Here is a 19,242-nt window from a genome sequence, read left to right on the forward strand (position 1 = left end):
ATTTAGCTAAAAAATGTTGAAATACGCCTGAAGTAATATGCAGGATCAACAATTCCTTTAACTATTCTCGCTAACGTATCCTGAATGCTATCAAAGGCATTTCTTTGTCGACCAGTCCCTTTGACAAATAATCGCATCGTGTCTTTTTTGTATTGTTCTTCTAAACGGCCACTTCCGGTTATTCCACCATCATGCAAACAAAAATGCGCTAAATCATCACCTATGGTCGCAAACTTTGCACCGGCTAGGCTCATATCAAGAAACAACTCACCATCCCAACAAGTTTTATTTTCAACATTAAACCCTCTGACCTTATTGAAATAGTTTGCACGGAAAAATGTTCCTTGCTGAAAAACTGAAACACCGCCATGCACATAAAGCCATGAGGTTAGTTTAGATGGCACGATACGACGCAGCCGTTTACCTTCAGCATTGGTAAAGTATCCGCAACCAGAGACTGCATCCACCGTTGGGTTAGCAGTTAAAAATTTAACAATCTTATTAAAGGCATCTGGCAACAGTTCGTCATCCGAGTTTAAAAAGTAAAAAATATCACCAGTTGCATATGCAAAACCTTTATTAAGACCATCTGCAGCTCCAGCATCTTTCTCAAAGACTACTTTTGAAATCTTATTTCGATATTTTTCAATAATCTCTCTACTGCCATCTGTAGAGCCAGGATCAACTACAATATATTCAATATTAGAATACTTCTGATTAATCACAGAAAGAATTGCCCGTTCAAGGAACTGAGCTTGGTTGTATGAAATAGTTACGATGGATATTTTCATTTAATAACGCCTTTTACTTTACCATTGTGCTCAAATATTTTGGATTTCAACACCGTACTCCCAATAAATATGACCACTAAAACTATAGCCCATGAGATGCGTGCATTGGCTCCGAATGGGGAAAACAACAAATTCCAAATTGCAGAAATACCGCTAAAAATAACCAAGGGTTGTAGTGCATATGATGATGTAAATGATGCGAAGGTAATACGCATGATGAAGCGTAAAATGAACAACCAAAATACAGCGCCCAGCAAACCAGCCCACACCCATGCCTGCATGATCGCTGAATGCGTTGGAATCAAATCGCTGGATTCAACGCTGTATTTCATATAGGCCTCGTCAACGTCTAACCCTAACTTGGCTACTGCATCATATCGCATGTACGTATACTTTGAATCTTCTGCCCATGAGCCATGCCCGATAATGGGCGAATCAATCACAGCTTGCGAAGATATTAATATCTCAGGGCGACCGCCGGCAATCAGCCCCAATAATCCGGCATCTTTAGTTTTGCCCATTTGATATTTCTCAGCCACTTTCTCTGGCAAGTAACCTGATTCAGCAACCCATTGATATATATAAAGAATACAAAAAACAGCCATCAACACCGCTGCTGCCATTCCAGCTAATTTGGCCGGATTACTACGCTGCGTTGCATAACTTCTAAAACCGGGTTGCTTACCTAGATAAAGAATCGCAGCGGTCAATATCGTCATCCCACCCAAAGATCGGGCATTCAAATAAACACTTAACATACCCAGCATCACCAATATCAAAAGCCCAGCTGTAGATTTAAACTTGTTCCCAGTCGATAAATACAAGAGCACCAGCATCGTCACAGGAAAACCATAGCCAAACTTCCATGGCTCGATTTCTGAATAGTCGGTCGGCAAAGCCAACACAGCGAATATCGCCCCTAATGAGCTTCCAAGAATCAATACTCGCAACACACCAGGCTTACGTCGCACCATGATGTAAACCGCGCAAAAATCGATCAGGAAGAAAATAATTGCCGCCCAACCACGCAGATAATTTTCAGATGGTGTGTCCCGTATCATGTCTGTCGCAATCTGCGATAACAACCACAAACCACCAAGCAGGAGAATATTACGCGGCAACGGCTCAGATAATAGGCGGTATCTATTGATCGAAATAAAAAGATAAGCAGCAAACAGTAGCTCTGTGATGTAAAGCTCACCACCCACGCTGATATGTGCAAAGGAAAGAAATGAAGCAAAAAAAGCAAAAATCATTTCTTAAACACGCTTCTTAAAACGCTGGAGCAACAACGTCCTATATGGATGAACCCACATTACAGCACCAATACTTACTAAGTAGACACTCACATTAATAACACCCGAAATAACAATACTTTGATTCAAGAGATACATTGAATTTATCCATATAGATATTAAAATGTACCCAAAAATTACTATCAATAACATATAGTGTTCATGTGGAACAATTGTTTTGAATGAAATTTTGTATCGTTTGTGCAGTGTATAAATAACAAATCCACTCCCTACAACCAATGCTGCCATTGAACTAATCGCTACACCTATCCCACCATACATAGAACCTAATAACAAACCTAACAACACATTCAAAATCGCCGTTAAAACATGTGAAATCGAGTTCCATTTCAGATCACCAGTACCCAGATTGATGAAATAAGCAGGACCATTTAATGTATTTAATCCCCAGCCTACTATCAAAACGGTTCCATAGATTATAAATTGCGCTTCACTATAGCCTATCCATAGCATCGAGACCGCTGGCAGCGTAATTAAAATGGCGACATAAAAAGGGATCACCACGAAGAATAACAATCGGTATGCCTTTAGATAAACATCTCTTACCTTATCAGGTGAGATTTCGTACAACTCAGCTACTGCTGGCACAAGCGCCTGATTTGCTGCAATAATTAAGGCTCGCAGCTTTAGTACTAATTGACTGGCCATTTCATAATATGCTGCACTCGAAAGCCCTCCGTATCGACTCATTAATAATTTAGTAAGTGGGTCAAACAGCATTATTGCAATAGAGTTGATTTGGAAATTAACAGCATAACTAAACATCTCTTTAAATTTCTCTTTGTGCCAAAATATGGGTAGCCAAGGCAATGTTTTAAGTTGCCTTCGAAGGACAAGCCAGCTTGCCAGCATAAGTAATATAACTTGCAAGGTCTGCCCAATCGCCAGACCAACCAAACCAAAACTAGGTACCGCCCAAACTGCTGCTACGAGAAAAAATATATTGCCAAAAATCATCAGTATGTTGCGTATATCCATGCGCTGACAACCATCCAAGCCTGATTGGAATACACCGGCTATACTGCTTAGCCATAAAGAAAAGACTGCCCACGGCAAAATGCTCATTGCTTGCGGCATTGATGCAGAAGGAATAGCCAACACCAACAAGTTATCTAATAACGGGTAAGCTGCTAGACACAAAAATCCCATTATAAATGCGATGCTAATAGCGGCTGTCTGCACAATTTCTGCCGCCTGTTTATTATCTTTAAGTGCATAGTAGCGCGCTACAAACTTAACAACACTTCCTGTTAATCCCATTTCGCTAAGACGTGCAATTGATGTGCTCGCCAGTACTACAGACCATAAACCTAATTGCTCAGAACCAAGGTGATCAATAAGATATCGGTAAAGAACAAATAAAATCAAACTCGATATTACAGTCTGAGCAACAGATACTGAGGCATTGCTGATAAAGCGGCGAGTATTAATCATAAAAAATTAAATTTTTGATACTGTAAGCATTTGTTGAAATTCAGAAAAAGTACACTTTGCCAAATTAATTAGAGCTTTAAAAACTCAAACACTTAACTAACTTAATCTTTACCAAACAAATCACGGCTATAGATTTTGCCAGGCATGTCGCTAATCTCATCGCTAATGCGGTTCGCCACAATCACATCTGCCATCTGCTTAAACTGTTGCAGATCTTTAATGACTTTTGAATTAAAGAACAATGGCTCGGCAAAGGCGGGCTCATACACCACGACCTCTATGCCTTTTGCCTTGATGCGTTTCATGACGCCCTGAATGCTGGAATCTCGAAAATTATCGGAGCCTGCTTTCATCACCAGCCGGTAGATGCCAACCACTTTGGGGTTACGCTTGAGGATTTCATTAGCAATAAAGTCTTTACGGGTGGTGTTGGTTTCTACAATTGCATGAATCAGGTTTTGCGGCACTTCATTGTAATTGGCCAATAGCTGTTTGGTGTCTTTTGGCAGGCAGTAGCCGCCATAGCCGAATGAAGGGTTGTTGTAGTGGTCGCCTATACGTGGGTCCAGGCTCACCCCCTGAATGATCTGTTTTGTATCCAGGCCATGGGTGCTCGCATAGGTATCAAGCTCATTAAAATAGGCTACCCGCATTGCCAGGTAGGTGTTGGCGAACAGTTTGATCGCTTCAGCCTCGGTGCTGCCGGTAAACAGCACCTCGATATTTTGCTTCACTGCGCCCTGCTTCAGCAAATTGGCAAAAACCTCGGCACGTGGTGAGCGCTCGCCGATAATGATGCGTGACGGGTACAGGTTGTCATAAAGGGCTTTGCCTTCACGCAGGAACTCCGGCGAAAAAACGATGTTGTTGCAATTAAACTGCTGGCGTATCTTTTCGGTATACCCGACAGGTACCGTGGATTTGATCACCATGACCGCATGCGGGTTGATGTCAATCACATCGCGTATCACCGATTCAATACTTTGGGTATTGAAGTAGTTGGTGTTCGGGTTGTAGTCGGTAGGCGTCGCTATGACAACGAAATCCGCACCGGTATACGCTTCATTACGATTCAGCGTGGCTTTAAAGTTAAGCGGTTTGTTCGCCAGGTAATCCTGTATCTCTGCATCTTCAATCGGTGATTGCTTGCGATTGAGCATGGCGACTTTTTCTGGCAAAACATCAAGGGCAACAACTTCATGATGTTGCGCCAGTAGAATCCCGTTTGATAACCCGACATAGCCGGTGCCGGCAATTGCTATTTTCATGATGGCAAACTTTCCAGATAATCTTTATAAGAGAGGGCGATACCAGCTTCCAGATCCGTTTTCGGCTGCCAGCCCAACGCTTTGATTCTGGATACATCCATAATTTTGCGCATGGTGCCATCAGGTTTGCTGGTGTCCTGCACAAAGCCGCCCTGATAACCGACGACTTTGGCCACGGTTTCAGCAAGGGCGCGTATCGTGAGGTCTTCACCGGAGCCAACATTGATGAGCGGGCAACGTGTCGGCTCAACCAAGGTGTCATAACGGGCAGCATCAAGCGTAGCCAGAAACACAAGGGCATTCGCCAGGTCATCCACATACAGGAATTCACGCTTGGGCGTGCCGCTACCCCACAGCACAACCTCTTTGGCATTGGCCTGCCTGGCTTCGTGCATCTTGCGAATCAATGCCGGCAGCACATGCGAGTTGTTCAGGTCGTAACTATCACCCGGGCCATACAGGTTGGTCGGCATGGCAGCCAGCCACTTGGTGCCATACTGGCGATTATAAGACCAGCACATTTCAATGCCGGCGATCTTTGCCAGCGCATAGGCACGGTTAGTCGGCTCCAGCGGGCCGGTCAGCAGGTATTCTTCTTTAATTGGCTGCGGGCAGTCACGCGGATAGATGCAGGAACTGCCGAGAAAGATCACGCGCTCAACCTTGGTGGCAAAAGCAGCCTTGCATACGCTGTTCTCTATTTGCAGGTTATTCATCAGAAAATCTACCGGATAGGTATTATTCGCATGAATGCCGCCTACCTTGGCCGCCGCCAGAAATACAATAGCCGGCCGCTCCTGTTCAAAAAAAGCGCGTGTCGCTGCGGCATCTTCCAGATCCAGCTCGGCATGGGTGCGCGTAACGATATTGGTGTAGCCTTCACGTTGCAGTGCGCGCAGTATGGCGCCGCCAGCCAGGCCGCGGTGACCGGCAATGTAGATTTTTGTGTGCTTATCCATAAGTTTGATGAATGTTTTTTATAATGACATTGGAATGAAAAGGCTGCTGATAAATAGCACGATTACTCGTGGTAATCCATGGCCTGATAGCCATGAAGCTTCACCAGCTCGTCACGCTGTGCGCTCTTCAAATCTTCACGCACCATCTCGGCCACCAGTTCATCGAAAGTGATCTTGGGCGACCAGCCCAGTTTTTGTTTGGCTTTACTTGGGTCGCCTAATAAGGTTTCCACTTCCGTTGGGCGGAAATAGCGCGGGTCAACCTGCACAATGCATTTGCCGGTAGCGGCATCGTAGCCTTTTTCATCAACGCCTGTGCCTTCCCAACGTACGCTGATACCAAGCTCTTTGGCTGCGGCATTGACGAAATCGCGCACGCTGTATTGTACGCCGGTGGCAATCACAAAGTCGTCTGGCTGGTCTTGCTGCAGCATTAGCCATTGCATCTCGACGTAATCTTTGGCATGGCCCCAGTCACGCAGTGAGTCAAGGTTACCCAGATACAGGCAGTCTTGCAGCTCAAGCTTGATGCGGGCAAGTGCGCGCGTGATCTTGCGCGTCACAAAGGTTTCTCCGCGGATCGGGCTTTCATGGTTGAACAGGATGCCGTTGCAGGCGTAAATACCGTAGGCTTCACGGTAATTAACCGTAATCCAGTACGCATACATTTTGGCAACCGCATATGGGCTGCGCGGGTAAAATGGGGTGGTTTCTTTCTGCGGAGTTTCCTGCACCAGGCCATACAGTTCTGAAGTTGAGGCCTGATAGAATTTTGTTTTTTTCTCAAAACCTAAAATACGAATGGCTTCGAGAATGCGCAGAGTACCAATGCCGTCGGCATTAGCGGTATATTCCGGGGTTTCAAAGCTGACAGCGACATGGCTCATGGCAGCCAGGTTGTAAATCTCGTCCGGCTGCGTCTGCTGAATGATGCGGATCAGGTTGGTGGAGTCCGTGAGGTCGCCATAGTGCAGGATGAAATTTTTGTTATCTACATGTGGATCCTGGTAGAGGTGGTCGATGCGGTCAGTATTAAACAGGGATGCACGGCGCTTTACGCCATGCACAATATATCCTTTGCTTAGCAGCAGTTCTGCCAGGTAAGCCCCATCCTGGCCGGTAACACCGGTAATGAGGGCGACTTTTTGTTGATGCGAGGTCTGTGTGGTCATAGTTTTTAGTTCTTGTTTGTGAGTTCTTATTTGAATGATTGGATTGCAATTGCTTAATAGCTTTGATGTAAAACGGATCCGGCTTAACGGCCGTAATGGTCTTCAAAACGTACGATGTCATCCTCACCCAGGTAAGTGCCGGACTGCACCTCGATGATCTGCAGGGGCACCTTGCCTGGATTGCTCAGGCGATGTGTTGACCCTTGCGGAATATAGGTGGACTGGTTCTCGGTAAGCATGAATGTCTTGCCGTCACAGGTCACTTCAGCCGTGCCTGTCACCACGATCCAGTGTTCGGTGCGGTGGTGGTGTTTCTGCAGGCTGAGGCTGGCGCCGGGTTTGACATGAATACGCTTTACCTTAAAACGGTCGCCGTCATCAGTGCTGTCATACCAGCCCCAGGGACGGTGCACTTTTCTGGGGAGAACATGTTCGTTACGGCGCAATGATTCCAGCTGCGTGACCAGTTTTTTCACATGCTGGCTCTGGCTGCGGTCTGCAACCAGCACCGCATCCGCGGTTTCCACCACAATCAGGTTATCTACCCCCACCGTAGCGACCAGGCGGCTGCCTGCATAGATAAAACTGTTTGCGGTATCTGCCAGCAGCGTATCGCCCAGCTTCACGTTGCCGGATTTATCCTGCTCGCCCACCTGCCATACGGCATCCCAGGCGCCAAGGTCATTCCAGCCGGCGGCCAGCGGCAGCATATGAATTTGAAATTCCGAATCCGGGCAGCGTTCCAGTACGGCGTAGTCCACAGAATCAGCCGGGATTCTGGCAAAAGCATCTGCATCCGGGCGCTCAAACTGTGCATCACGGCTTTTACTGCTGAATGCCAGCATAGTAGCGGCCACCATCTGCGGCTGGAAGTGTTGCAGCGCTTTCAGCCAGGTGCTGGCACGCAATACGAACATGCCGCTGTTCCAGGTGTAGTCACCGCTTTCAACGTAAGCCTGTGCGGTTGCCGCATCCGGCTTTTCGGTAAACTGGGCGACGCGGTAGGCACCATGGGCATTTTGCTCGCCGGTGTGTTTGATATAGCCATAACCGGTGACCGGAGCATCCGGCGTGACTCCAAGGATAACAATAGCGCCATCTGCCGCATCGCGGATGCTGGCTTGCAGCGTTTCGGTAAACGCGGCACTGCTCTGCACGGTCTGGTCGGCCGGGGTCACGACCAGAATCGGGTCGTCACCCTGCTCTATTGCCTTTAGCGCAGCCAGCGTAAGTGCCGGTGCTGTATTGCGTCCCACAGGTTCCAGCAGCAGCGTGGTGGCAACCTGCGGCAGCTCGCGCAATTGGTCCAGCGCCAGAAAACGATGCTCTTCATTCGTCACCACCAGCGTTTCACCGATACTGATATCGTCTGCCGCCAGCGCATTCACGCGTGCCACCGCCTGCTGAAACAGGCTGGTCGCTCCCGATAGCACCAGAAACTGCTTAGGGAATCCAGAACGCGATAAAGGCCACAAGCGGGTACCGGAGCCGCCGCACAGAATGACTGGAACAATGTTCAAATGAGGAGGTTTATGCATGGGTGAAATAGAAAAGAATTGTACGTGTCATAATTTTTTTATTGATGTTGCAATGCGCCGATACGCGACCTGATAAAGCAATGTTCAAGCCTATCAGAATCAGTTTTCAGAAAAAAGACAGCCTCTCAAATCCATCACTTCAAACTGAAAGGATTGTGCGCGGCGAGCAGGTTTCAAGCACATCACACATTGGCTCCGGTTATCAGATTGTGGCTGGCTGCATCTGCCTCTATTTCAGTATGCGTCAGGCACGCTACCGCCATACTGTAACCACGATCAGCATACGCAAGCCAGCGACTATACAGTATTGAAACCATGCGCTCAAGCAAGCGCCCGGCTGATGAACATTAAATTTGCACCAAAATCGTGCTTAAAAGATGGCATGCAGGTTAAAATGCAGCCATGCCGAATGACCTGCCTGCACCCGCCGTTCCCAAAGCAACAAAACCTGAAGATGCAGTAGACAGTGCCCACTGGTACCTGATTTACACCAAACCGCGTCAGGAGTACCGCGCGCTGGAAAACCTGCAACAGCAGGCGTTTGAAGTTTACCTGCCGCTGCACCAGACAGAGCGCTTGCTGCGCGGCAAGCTCCGTTTAGTAGAAGAACCTTTGTTCAAGCGCTACCTGTTTGTCCGCTTCGATGCTCACCGCAGCCCCTGGCATACGATTCGCAATACATTGGGTGTCAGTGAACTGGTGCGTACCGGCGGCCAACCGGCCATAGTACCGGCTGCGCTGGTGCAGGCGCTGAAGCAATTGCAGCCCGGGCCACAGGCGCTATATCAGCCTGGCGAGGCGCTGCAGATCACAGCCGGCCCGTTTCGGGACCTGCTGGCCGTATTTGAAATGCAAGAGGGAGATAGCCGCGCCATTGTGCTCATTGAACTGCTTAATAAAATGCAGAAAATCTCCATCAACCTGAATGCGTTAAGCAAACTGGCTTAAACAATTCGCCGCGACTGTCACCGTCGATATGCATTCAAGCTGAATTTAATACACCAGCCGTGTCACTGACCCGGATTTGTGTGACAATCAACATAACTGATCAACAACCATACCCGGCTGAATGGCTGGGCTCGGGCAAATTACCTTTCTTAGAGACTCAAGACGCCGCATGAAACATCCTTTTTTTGAACACTTAGGTGAACATTATCCTACTCAGCTTGAAGAAAGCTTTGATCGCATCCTGAGCAAGATAGAGGCACTATGGGATAAACCCGAGATTGATGATTATTTCAGCGAACTGATCATCGACCGGCGCGGCGGGCGCCAAGGATTCTCTGAAGGCGTCATGCGAGACATCATGTTCCTGCGTGAGTACCGCGAACTGGAGCGGCTGCGCCATGCCGAGCGCGAGGTGGATGCCATACGCGAACTGGAACGGCGCGGTGTAAACCTGGACAAAAAAGGGTTTATAGATGCTATCTCTGAAGGCAATATCGAGCTGGTTGACCTGTTTGTGCGTGCCAATTTCAACATCCATACTGAAGATGACCAGGGAACACCCGCAGTCATCATCGCCCTGAAAAAAGGCTATACCATCATCGCGCGCCTGCTGATCAACGCCGGTGCCGACATCAACGCCAGGGACCGCATCGGCATGACCCCGCTGCTGCTGACCTGCGGCAAATTAAGCAGCGGCAACAAAGAACTGGCTGAGCTGCTCATCCACAAAGGTGCCAACATCAATGTGCGCGACCTGGTTGGCTTTACACCGCTGATACTTTCCGTCACCGGTGGGGTTTCGGGCGTCGCCGAGCTGCTGATCGAAAAAGGCGCCAACCTGCTTGCAGCCACCAAAACCGGCAAAAGCGCATTGTCTATCGCAGAAATGACCGGCAACACCAGGATTGCCGAGCTGATACGCCGCAAAATACAAGAGCAGCGCAAATAGAGCGCTGCACCAATCGCCAAGCCTATGAATATTGATTGATCCAGGCCATCAGCCGGTGAAAATTCCCGACTTCCATTGCATTGGTCAGCGGGTAATCCACGCCGCCAAAAACCGTAGAAACCAGGATCTTGGGATTATCAGCCAAAGACAAAGACTGCATCTCGGCTTCTGTGGAGCCGCGGTGAATCAGCCGGAGATCGATGATGACGACATCGCCGCCATTAACATGCACATGGGTAATGCTGTCAGGATCCTTGGGAATGACGCATTGATCATCTTCCAGTGATATTCTGCGCAGGTGTGACCCCGGCACCGTAGCCAGGGTCCTGCCCGGCTGCAGGTAAAGCAGCGCTTTATAAACGCCACCGCCACGCGGCCCCCAGCATACATCGTCACTCAGGTAAGTGCTGAATCGCCCCCTTAGCAAATCACAATGCCACTCTTGCGACCTGTTAACGGTGATATCGCTCAACCCTATCGTTACGATCTCCATATCATCCAGCGCGCCCCTGATAAAAGCACAGACACCAGGATTGCTTGCCAGCATGGCATGCAGGTCTTCAAATTGCGGATGGCGGTGAAAACCTGCCAGATGCCGTGAAGAAACGGTTGGCCTGGTGTTCTTTAACAAATGCATATTGTCCAGCACGGTTTTTCTGGCGTATGCAATCTGCTCCGGATTGAACAGCCTGGGCAATACAGCAAAACCATGTTTTTTCAGATTATCTGACTGGCCCATATTTTCAACAACCTGGCTATTTGACAGCATCACTTTATCCGACCCCTGAACCCCGATGACGGGATTCCGATAACAGGCCTGATCATTTGTATCAGCGAATCCAGAATGCCTTTTTCAGCCCAGACTTGTCCCTGGTTCCACATTTCCGCGTAATTGTTCGCGCCTTTGATGCCATAATCAGCGATCTGCCCGCCTTCTTTTTTATTCCTGAATGCGATTAAATCGCCACCGGGAAGCATCTTGTATATGTTTCTGTTTTCAGCGCGGTTAGGCGTTAACTCACGTGAATCCCCAAATACAATATCCCGGTAATTATTCACCGAGGCCAAAGCCCTGCCGAACAGATAAGGCCCCGTCACATCCAGGCATGAATCACCGTAATAATTCCCGGCGGCGTGGCCTACTATCATATCGATCGCATGTTTAAGCTCTTTTCTGCCCGGCTCGGAATAGATCACCGCATTGCTGACTGCCCACGATGGATGACCGGAAATATCGCGGAACACAATCATTCCGGTATTTTCATCAGGCTGGAGCGGCGTGAGATGCAGGTGTGACAGGTCAGAATAAAGGCCGCCATGGATATACAGCAGGCAATACCTTGCCAGATCCGCTTTAAAGGCATAAGGCTTCAGCCTGTGATAGGTTTCAACGACTTCGGTATCGAAATTGTCTGACAGGAACTGTCTTAAATCTGAATCCTGATACAGACGATAATCAGCATCAGGATAATTGTTTTTAAAGGATTCAACGTTCATTTTGAATCCTGGCGACCACGCCTCCATGCGGACCGGTTCCGCAGCAATCGCGATCTGGAATATTTTCTGGATTTTTCTCATTATATGAAGGCTATCTGTATCCCCAACGCCTTTAGCTTATCATTTAAATCAAAAACTATCACGCCTAAGGCAGCCATTTGACGTTACATGCTAGACTAGCTCGCATTAATGGGCATGCAGCGTGGCGCGTCAACAATCATTTCCGCTTAATTGTTTTATGATGTCGCATGCATTCATGTAAAAATAACTAAAAAATAAAACTTCCAAGGAATCCAAAATATGTTTTTTGATTGGTTCAATACAAAAGAAGTGACGCTTCTTGCCATCAAGCTTGCCAACGATTTATCAGCAGAATTGGAAAAGAATAATAAAAACCCAAAAAAGGCCAATGAACACAACGCCAGAAGCATGCAAAAAATCTGCAGGGAGCTGAATCAATACCAACAGAAGAATAAACTTAATTTCTTAAAGAAATCAAAACTGGCCAACGAGTTCAGATGGAGACTCACCGAAATCGGGCACCAGAAGGATTTTGTTGACAGCACGACCCAAGAACTCCTGATGCATATGAATTAATAAGTTTAGAAATTTAAAAACATGTTAAAAAAATTAGTGCGGCTCTTTTCACAAGACAAATCACCCGATCATCCGATCAATGACGCCAAGGATGGGATACAGCACCAGGCTCCCGGGCAGGATCTGTCTCTCACTGCCGCAGAACTGAAAGATGCAGGGGACCAGGCTTTTAGAGCAGGCAATTTAAGCCAGGCTGAGGTCTTTTATACGCAATCACTTGGCATTGATGCCAATCAGCCTGCCACATACAACAATCGCGGCATTGCGCTTTATTACCTGAACCGGTTTGAAGAAGCATTGGCAAGTTATCAGCATGCCATATCACTCAAACCGGATTATGCACAGGCATACAATAACCAGGGCATTGTGCTGAATGACATGCAGCGTCCGGATGAAGCCCTGGCAAGCTATGAGCGCGCCATCACACTCAAGCCGGACTACGCCGAGGCTTACTATAACCGGGGCATTGCACACAACAAACTGGAGCAGCCGGATGAAACACTGGCAAGTTATGACCGCGCCATCGCCCTCAAGCCGGATTATGCCGAAGCTTATTACAACCGGGGGCTGCTGCTTAACCATCTGAAACGTTTCGATGAAGCATTGGCCGATTATGACCGGGCAATCGCACTGCGGCCTGACCACGCTGAAACCCACAACAACCGGGGCGTTGTGCTGGATAGCATGAAACGGTTTGCCGAAGCGCTGGTGAGTTACGACCATGCCCTTACCCTCAGGCCTGACCATGCTGAAACATACAACAACCGGGGTACGGCACTCAGCAATCTCAAGCGGCTTGATGAGGCAGTCGCCAGTTATGACCGCGCCATCGCACTCAAGCCGGATTATGCCGAAGCCTACAATAATCTTGGGCTTGCACTTTATGACCTTCAGCGCTGGGATAAGGCGCTGGCCAATTATGACCGTGCCATTGCAATTAATCCTGATTATGCAGAGGCCTATTACAACAAGGGCATTGTACTGAATGTCCTCAAACGCCTGGACGAAGCGCTGGCGAGTTATGACCGTGCCACCGTGCTTGACCCTGACTATGCAGATGCCCATTACAACCGCGGAATGATCCTGAATGACCTCAACCGCCCGGATGAAGCGCTGGCGAGTTATGACCGTGCCTTTGCATTGATGCCGGATCATGATTTTTTATATGGTTACTGGATACACAGCAGAATGCAGCTTTGCAACTGGAGCAATTATGACAATCAAATGAAGCTGCTTGCCGACAAAATCGAGCAGAATGAAAAAACGACACCGCCATTTGTGGTACTCGCGCAATCCAGCTCCCGCAGCCTGCAGAAAAAAGCGGCAGAAATTTATGTGCAAAGCCTGCAAACATCCAATGACACGCCCCCTGCGGCTGGCAAGCATGACAGGCACCAGAAAATACGCATCGGCTATTTCTCGGCAGACTTCCGTAATCACCCACTCGCTTTCCTGACCGCAGAATTATTTGAAACGCATGACAGATCCAGGTTCGAACTGATTGCATTTTATTTTGGCCCTGAGACAAAAGACGACATGAGGTCTCGTGTTGAAGCGGCATTCGATCAGTTCATTGATGTCCGCCAACTCTCGGATATGGAAATAAGCGCAATGGCGAGAAAGCTGGAAATTGATATCGCAGTAGACTTAGGGGGCTTCACCGCAAAAAGCAGGACTGGTGTATTCGCTTTAAGGGCTGCACCGCTTCAAGTGAGCTATTTAGGCTATCTGGGCACGCTGGGCGCAGGTTACATGGATTATTTAATCGCAGATGCAACGATGGTCCCGCCGGAGCACCGCAAAGACTATACCGAAAAGATCATCTATCTACCCAGTTACCAGGTGAATGACAGCAAGCGCCGCATTTCGGAGAAAGTATTTACACGGGAAGAGTTGGGGTTACCCGCTACAGGCTTTGTGTTCTGCTGTTTTAACAACAATTATAAAATCACGCCGCATACATTTGATTGCTGGATGCGGATATTGCAGCAAGTCGCACACAGCGTACTATGGCTGGTCGGCGACAACGCTACCACCGAAAACAACCTTCGGGCAGAAGCCACGCACAGGGGCATTGATGCACGGCGCCTGGTTTTTGCCAAGCGCCTGCCCTTGCCTGAATACCTGGCCAGGTTTCGCGTCGCTGATCTATTCCTGGATACGACACCCTACAATGCCGGCGCTACCGCCAGTGATGCGCTTTGGGCTGGCTTGCCTGTATTGACTTATCTCGGCGAAACTTTTGCAGGCAGGATGGCGGCTAGCCTGCTTAATGCAATCCACTTGCCAGAACTGATCACGGCAACACCGCAAGAGTACGAGGCGGAAGCCATCGCCCTCGCCACACAGCCCGGCAAGCTATCGGAAATAAAACAGAAACTGGCAGAGAACCGGCTAACGACGCCATTGTTCGATACCCAGCATTTCTGCAATCATATTGAAGCCGCCTACACGCAAATTTATGAGCGCTATCAGGCAGGCCTGATGCCCGATCATATCATTGCAACAGTAAACGATCATGAGCGGATATCGCCATAATGTGCAATTGGCTTACATGCATGACAGGGTCAACGGCGAACCATTTCAACTGAAGCAGGCACATCCGCCCCACGCATAGCATATGCAAGCTGCCGCAAATGATAAATAAATATTAGCCGTTACGATTAGGCATTATAATCTGCAACGCGTACATAGCCTGGTTGACACCGCTCAATCAGGCTATGCGTTATTTAGACCAATGATTTCCATCACTGGTGCTCCAGTGACTTTTTCATCCTCACGGATATTACTGTAACGAATGCAAAACAACTCTTTCGGCATTGCATGCCAGGACCTGGCCGCAGCGGTTAAGCGGCACGCGCTGATCACCCTGCTGGCCTGGCAGGATATACGCCAGCGCTACAGGCGTTCAGCATTGGGTCCATTCTGGCTGACATTGAGCATGAGTGTGATGATAGGTGCCATCGGCCTTGTGTTCAGCCAGGTTTTTAAAGCCCCTGTGCAGGATTTCCTGCCGTTCATTGCAATCGGCATCATCTTGTGGACGTTTATCTCCAATATCATCATTGAAGGCTGCACCGGCTTTATCGCAGCTGAAAACATCATCAAGCAGCTGCCGATCCCATTGTTTGTGCATATATTGCGCATGGTCTGGCGCAATGTATTGATCCTGGCACACAACATCGTGATATTCCCTGTCGTGCTGATCATTGTCGGCAAACCGCTGGGGCAGGTTGCGTTGTTGAGCATTCCGGGATTTATCCTGGCAACGATCAACCTGACCTGGGTCGCACTGATACTGGCCACCATCTGCACCCGCTACCGTGACATGCCGCAAATGGTGGCGAGCCTGATCCAGGTCACGTTCTACCTGACACCGATCATCTGGATGCCGAAAACCATCTCCGCCCATGTCAGCGGCTATTTGCTGGACCTGAACCCCGTTTTCCATCTTATCGAGATTATGCGTGCGCCGCTGCTGGGAACCATGCCAACCGCAACCAACTGGCTGGTTTCAATTGCAATGGCCATCATAGGCTCGGTGCTGGCACTCGCCTTCTACGGCAGTTACAGACGCCGCATCCCCTATTGGCTTTGATTCAGAGGATACATAGTGGCCAGAATTGAGTTTAATAACGTCAGTGTTGATTTCCCGATCTATAACGCCAATAGCCGTTCATTAAAGAACCACCTGATCAAAGTGGCGACCGGCGGCCAGCTGAATACCGACCAACAGGGACGCGTGCTGGTTCGGGCGCTTGAGAACCTGACGTTCACATTGCAGGATGGCGATCGTGTCGGCATTATCGGCCACAATGGCGCGGGTAAAAGCACGCTGCTGCGCCTGCTTTCCGGCGTTTACTTTCCATCCGAAGGCAACGTGAGGATTAACGGTGAGATCGGTTCATTGATCGACATATCACTCGGCATCGACCACGAAGCCACCGGCAGGGAAAACATCTACATCCGCGGCAGCCTGCTTGGCCTGAGCAAAGCCGTGATCAATAAAAACATTGATGAGATCATCGAATTTTCCGAGCTGGGCGGCTTTGCAGACATGCCGGTACGCACCTACTCCTCCGGCATGCATCTGCGCCTGGCATTCGCGGTATCAACCATCGTCCACCCGCAGATCCTGCTCATGGATGAATGGCTATCGGTCGGTGATGAGGGTTTCAAGGAAAAAGCCAGGGCACGCATGCAAGCACTGGTGGATAAAACCAGCATTCTGGTAATTGCAAGCCACTCTAAAGAACAGCTGCTGCAGGTCTGCAACCGTATCATCTGGCTGGAACATGGCAGAATCCTGATGGATGGCGACGCAAGCCAGGTTGCAGAGATGTATTTCAGCAAAAAGCCCTGATCTTAAAAGCCATCGGCCTGTCTTTTACGGCCATTGGCTGCGGATGGCATTCAAACCATCTCCTGATAAAGCCGGGTATAAGCATCAGCCATCTTATCAGCCGTAAAGTAATGCCAGTAGCGTTCTTCGGCTTGGGCGCCCATCTCTGCCGCCTGCTGCGGGTGCTCCCATAAATGCCGCATGGCTTGCCTGAGCGCCGCCGGGTCGCTGGGCGGCACAACCAGGCCTGTCTCACCCGCAATATTGATATAGGTGGTACCGGTACCAATTTCACTTGAAATCATAGGCTTGCCGAACATGGCGCCTTCCAGCAATGAAATGCCGAAAGCTTCGGAACGCAGGTGGGAAGGAAAAAGGACGCCGTAGCACAATGCGAGTAAGGCAACCTTGTCTTCGTCAGGCAGCAGCCCAAGAAAATGCATATTCTTCAACCCTAATCCGGCAGCCTGCGCCTTTAACTCGGCCTCGATAGGCCCGGCACCTACAATCACAACCGGGTAATCATTCCCTTTTGCCGCTTCGATCAGGATATGCAGCCCTTTGTAATAGCGTAATACACCGACAAATAAGTAAAACCGGCCTGTAAACTGCGTCTGCCAATACTGCAGGCGCTCCGCTGAAGGCTGCGGGTATGAGGCTTTATCAAGACCTATCGGGATCACGCTGACTTTATGCCTGAATTCTGACAGCACATCACTGGTCGCAAAATAATTAGGTGAAGTAGCGACGATACGGTCTACGCTGGATAAAAATCTGCGTTGCAGCGGCCTGTAGAGCCTGAGCAGGTTTTTCTGGCGAATGATATCCGAGTGATATGAAACCACGCTTGGTTTTTTGACGCGACTGGCAAAATGCACCAGATCCATGAACGGCCATGGAAAATGGTAGTGAATGATGTCGGCCTCGGCAGCCAGCGCTGCAAATTTACGGAAGCAGGAAACCGAGAACGGCGTAGATGCAAGCTGAAAATCAGTTTTGGCACGACAGGCCAGATGCCCGTCCATCTGCATGACATGATCATCCGCATGCTCGCTTAAGGAAAGCACCACACTCTCTATGCCGTTGCGATGGCAGCCACGCGCCAGTTGAAAAATGAACTGCTCGACACCGCCCATGGTGTCGGGGTAATAAGTCTTGAAAAAATGCAGAACTTTTATCAAGCCCGATTCCCTGCAGCAAGCTCGCGATAGACCTGCATGGTCTGATCTGCACATCTATCCCAGCTGAATCCAGCCGCTCGCCGCAAGCCTTTGATGATGGCATCGGCTCTCCAGCCTTCATCTTCCAGGCCCCTGGCGATCAATTGCCGCAACGTCGCCACATCGTCATGATCACAGGTGAGCGCGGCCTCCCCCACCACTTCAGGCAGTGAGGATACGTTCGAGCAGACCACCGGCACGCCGCTCGCCATTGACTCAAGCACCGGCAAGCCGAAGCCCTCGTAATGCGAGGGGAACACGAACAATCGCGCACCCGCATACAGATACGGCAGCTCCTCATTCGTGACATAGCCCAGGTAATGTACCCAGCCGGCATCTGCCGCAGCCTTGATGCGCGCATGCAATTTTTCGCTCTGCCACCCATGAAAACCGGCGATCACGAGCGGCCATCTCTGCCGTATGGCTTGCGGCAATGCGGAATAGGCATCGAGCAGGCCGTCAATATTCTTGCGCGGCTCCACCGTGCCTGTAAACAATGTATAGCCGCCATATTTCAGGCCGTGGCGTTCCAGTACCGGACTGGCTTCCAATTCACTCCTGGGATGAAAATCAGCCGAACAGGCAAGCGGAATGGCGCGGATCTTATCCAGCGGGTAAGCAAAGTATGATGCAATTTCCGCCCGGGCAGATGCGGACACCGTAATCAACATCGATGCGCGTTCCATCGCCAGCTTCATCTGGCGCTGCATGAACCTGACACGCTCCGGTGGATGGTACTGGGCAAAAGTAAATACTGAAATATCATGGAAGGTCGCCACGCTGGGGCCGTCGAACCTGGTTAAATAGAAATTAGGGCCATGAAATACCGCATCTTTATGTTTATTCAGCGCATGACGGCTGATAGCATCTTTAATCGCCTTCGCGGCCTCTACCGCAATATAACTCTTGCGCAAACGCTGGTAGAGCCAGCTTTTCATCACCGGCAGCGTTGGTCTATGCAGCGTGGCATTGGCAGCAGCAGCAGCTGCATGCGACGGCAACTCAGACACAAACCTGTCATTGGACAAAAGCAGCAGTTCCAGCGCATCGCGGGTCTGCAGCCTGCTGGCAAGCTCGTAGGTATAACGGCCGATCCCTGTAAGCGGATATTTCACCGGGTCGACGGATAGAATCACTTTCATATTATGCTGCCGGCATCCCCGTGAATGCCTGTTTTAACCACTGCATGTCTGACTTTCAATAAAAATATA

At 49.2% G+C, this 19,242-nt stretch carries 17 protein-coding genes; 6 read left to right on the top strand and 11 right to left on the bottom strand.

Annotation, left to right across the window (positions count from 1 at the left end):
* Positions 1 to 2 precede the first annotated feature (2 nt).
* The 7 genes from GQ51_RS03360 to GQ51_RS03390 form a co-directional block, all read right to left on the bottom strand.
* The gene (locus GQ51_RS03360) at positions 3 to 791 is read right to left on the bottom strand and encodes a glycosyltransferase family 2 protein (RefSeq protein WP_047549760.1); all 789 of its coding nucleotides are present in this window, start codon (positions 789 to 791) and stop codon (positions 3 to 5) included.
* On the bottom strand, positions 788 to 2,047 hold the full coding sequence (locus tag GQ51_RS03365; protein ID WP_047549763.1) for a hypothetical protein: 1,260 nt from the start codon (positions 2,045 to 2,047) through the stop codon (positions 788 to 790). The genes GQ51_RS03360 and GQ51_RS03365 overlap by 4 nt, the downstream gene beginning before the upstream one ends.
* Positions 2,048 to 2,050: 3 nt before the next feature.
* Positions 2,051 to 3,541: an oligosaccharide flippase family protein gene (locus tag GQ51_RS03370; protein WP_081987075.1), complete on the bottom strand. Its 1,491-nt coding sequence runs from the start codon at positions 3,539 to 3,541 to the stop codon at positions 2,051 to 2,053.
* Positions 3,542 to 3,642: 101 nt separating this feature from the next.
* Positions 3,643 to 4,809 (bottom strand): nucleotide sugar dehydrogenase, encoded by a 1,167-nt coding sequence (locus GQ51_RS03375; RefSeq protein WP_047549769.1) that lies wholly within the window; start codon positions 4,807 to 4,809, stop codon positions 3,643 to 3,645.
* A complete protein-coding gene (locus GQ51_RS03380; RefSeq protein ID WP_047549772.1) occupies positions 4,806 to 5,768 on the bottom strand; it encodes a GDP-L-fucose synthase family protein in 963 nt (320 codons plus the stop codon). Before GQ51_RS03380 ends, GQ51_RS03375 begins: the two co-directional genes overlap by 4 nt.
* 62 nt (positions 5,769 to 5,830) lie before the next feature.
* A complete protein-coding gene (gmd, locus tag GQ51_RS03385; RefSeq protein WP_047549774.1) occupies positions 5,831 to 6,940 on the bottom strand; it encodes a GDP-mannose 4,6-dehydratase in 1,110 nt (369 codons plus the stop codon).
* 83 nt (positions 6,941 to 7,023) lie between these two features.
* Positions 7,024 to 8,478, bottom strand: coding sequence for a mannose-1-phosphate guanylyltransferase/mannose-6-phosphate isomerase (locus GQ51_RS03390; RefSeq protein ID WP_047549777.1), 1,455 nt, complete (start codon positions 8,476 to 8,478; stop codon positions 7,024 to 7,026).
* Positions 8,479 to 8,880: 402 nt separating this feature from the next.
* Between GQ51_RS03390 and rfaH the strand changes: the two genes are divergently transcribed.
* Both rfaH and GQ51_RS03405 read left to right on the top strand, forming a co-directional pair.
* Complete coding sequence (rfaH, locus tag GQ51_RS03400; RefSeq protein ID WP_052177681.1) at positions 8,881 to 9,426, top strand: transcription/translation regulatory transformer protein RfaH; 546 nt, start codon at positions 8,881 to 8,883, stop codon at positions 9,424 to 9,426.
* Between the two features lie 169 nt (positions 9,427 to 9,595).
* Positions 9,596 to 10,375 (top strand): ankyrin repeat domain-containing protein, encoded by a 780-nt coding sequence (locus GQ51_RS03405; RefSeq protein WP_047549782.1) that lies wholly within the window; start codon positions 9,596 to 9,598, stop codon positions 10,373 to 10,375.
* A gap of 22 nt (positions 10,376 to 10,397) precedes the next feature.
* Here GQ51_RS03405 and GQ51_RS03410 read toward each other — a convergent pair whose 3' ends face one another.
* The gene (locus tag GQ51_RS03410) at positions 10,398 to 11,144 is read right to left on the bottom strand and encodes a phytanoyl-CoA dioxygenase family protein (RefSeq protein WP_047549785.1); all 747 of its coding nucleotides are present in this window, start codon (positions 11,142 to 11,144) and stop codon (positions 10,398 to 10,400) included.
* The gene (locus GQ51_RS03415) at positions 11,144 to 11,953 is read right to left on the bottom strand and encodes a glycosyltransferase family 32 protein (protein WP_047549788.1); all 810 of its coding nucleotides are present in this window, start codon (positions 11,951 to 11,953) and stop codon (positions 11,144 to 11,146) included. Before GQ51_RS03415 ends, GQ51_RS03410 begins: the two co-directional genes overlap by 1 nt.
* Positions 11,954 to 12,172: 219 nt before the next feature.
* Here GQ51_RS03415 and GQ51_RS03420 point away from each other — a divergent pair, with 219 nt between their 5' ends.
* The 4 genes from GQ51_RS03420 (at position 12,173) to GQ51_RS03435 (ending at position 16,832) form a co-directional block, all read left to right on the top strand.
* Positions 12,173 to 12,469, top strand: a complete 297-nt coding sequence (locus tag GQ51_RS03420; RefSeq protein WP_047549791.1) for a hypothetical protein — start codon at positions 12,173 to 12,175, stop codon at positions 12,467 to 12,469.
* Positions 12,470 to 12,490: 21 nt separating this feature from the next.
* Positions 12,491 to 15,007 (top strand): tetratricopeptide repeat protein, encoded by a 2,517-nt coding sequence (locus GQ51_RS03425; RefSeq protein ID WP_052177682.1) that lies wholly within the window; start codon positions 12,491 to 12,493, stop codon positions 15,005 to 15,007.
* A gap of 259 nt (positions 15,008 to 15,266) precedes the next feature.
* Positions 15,267 to 16,067 carry an ABC transporter permease gene (locus tag GQ51_RS03430; protein WP_047549794.1) on the top strand — a complete coding sequence of 267 codons (801 nt, stop codon included), beginning with the start codon at positions 15,267 to 15,269 and terminating at the stop codon, positions 16,065 to 16,067.
* Positions 16,068 to 16,082: 15 nt separating this feature from the next.
* Entirely contained in the window at positions 16,083 to 16,832 is a 750-nt protein-coding gene (locus GQ51_RS03435; protein ID WP_047549797.1) for an ABC transporter ATP-binding protein, read from the top strand.
* A 50-nt stretch (positions 16,833 to 16,882) separates the two neighbouring features.
* On the opposite strand, the gene GQ51_RS03440 is transcribed toward GQ51_RS03435, so the two are convergent.
* The gene (locus GQ51_RS03440; protein WP_327037007.1) at positions 16,883 to 17,992 is read right to left on the bottom strand and encodes a glycosyltransferase family 4 protein; all 1,110 of its coding nucleotides are present in this window, start codon (positions 17,990 to 17,992) and stop codon (positions 16,883 to 16,885) included.
* Positions 17,989 to 19,173, bottom strand: a complete 1,185-nt coding sequence (locus GQ51_RS03445) for a glycosyltransferase family 4 protein (protein WP_047549800.1) — start codon at positions 19,171 to 19,173, stop codon at positions 17,989 to 17,991. The genes GQ51_RS03440 and GQ51_RS03445 overlap by 4 nt, the downstream gene beginning before the upstream one ends.
* Between the last annotated feature and the right edge of the window lie 69 nt (positions 19,174 to 19,242).

This window comes from Methylotenera sp. G11 (assembly GCF_000799735.1).
GTDB lineage: Bacteria > Pseudomonadota > Gammaproteobacteria > Burkholderiales > Methylophilaceae > Methylotenera.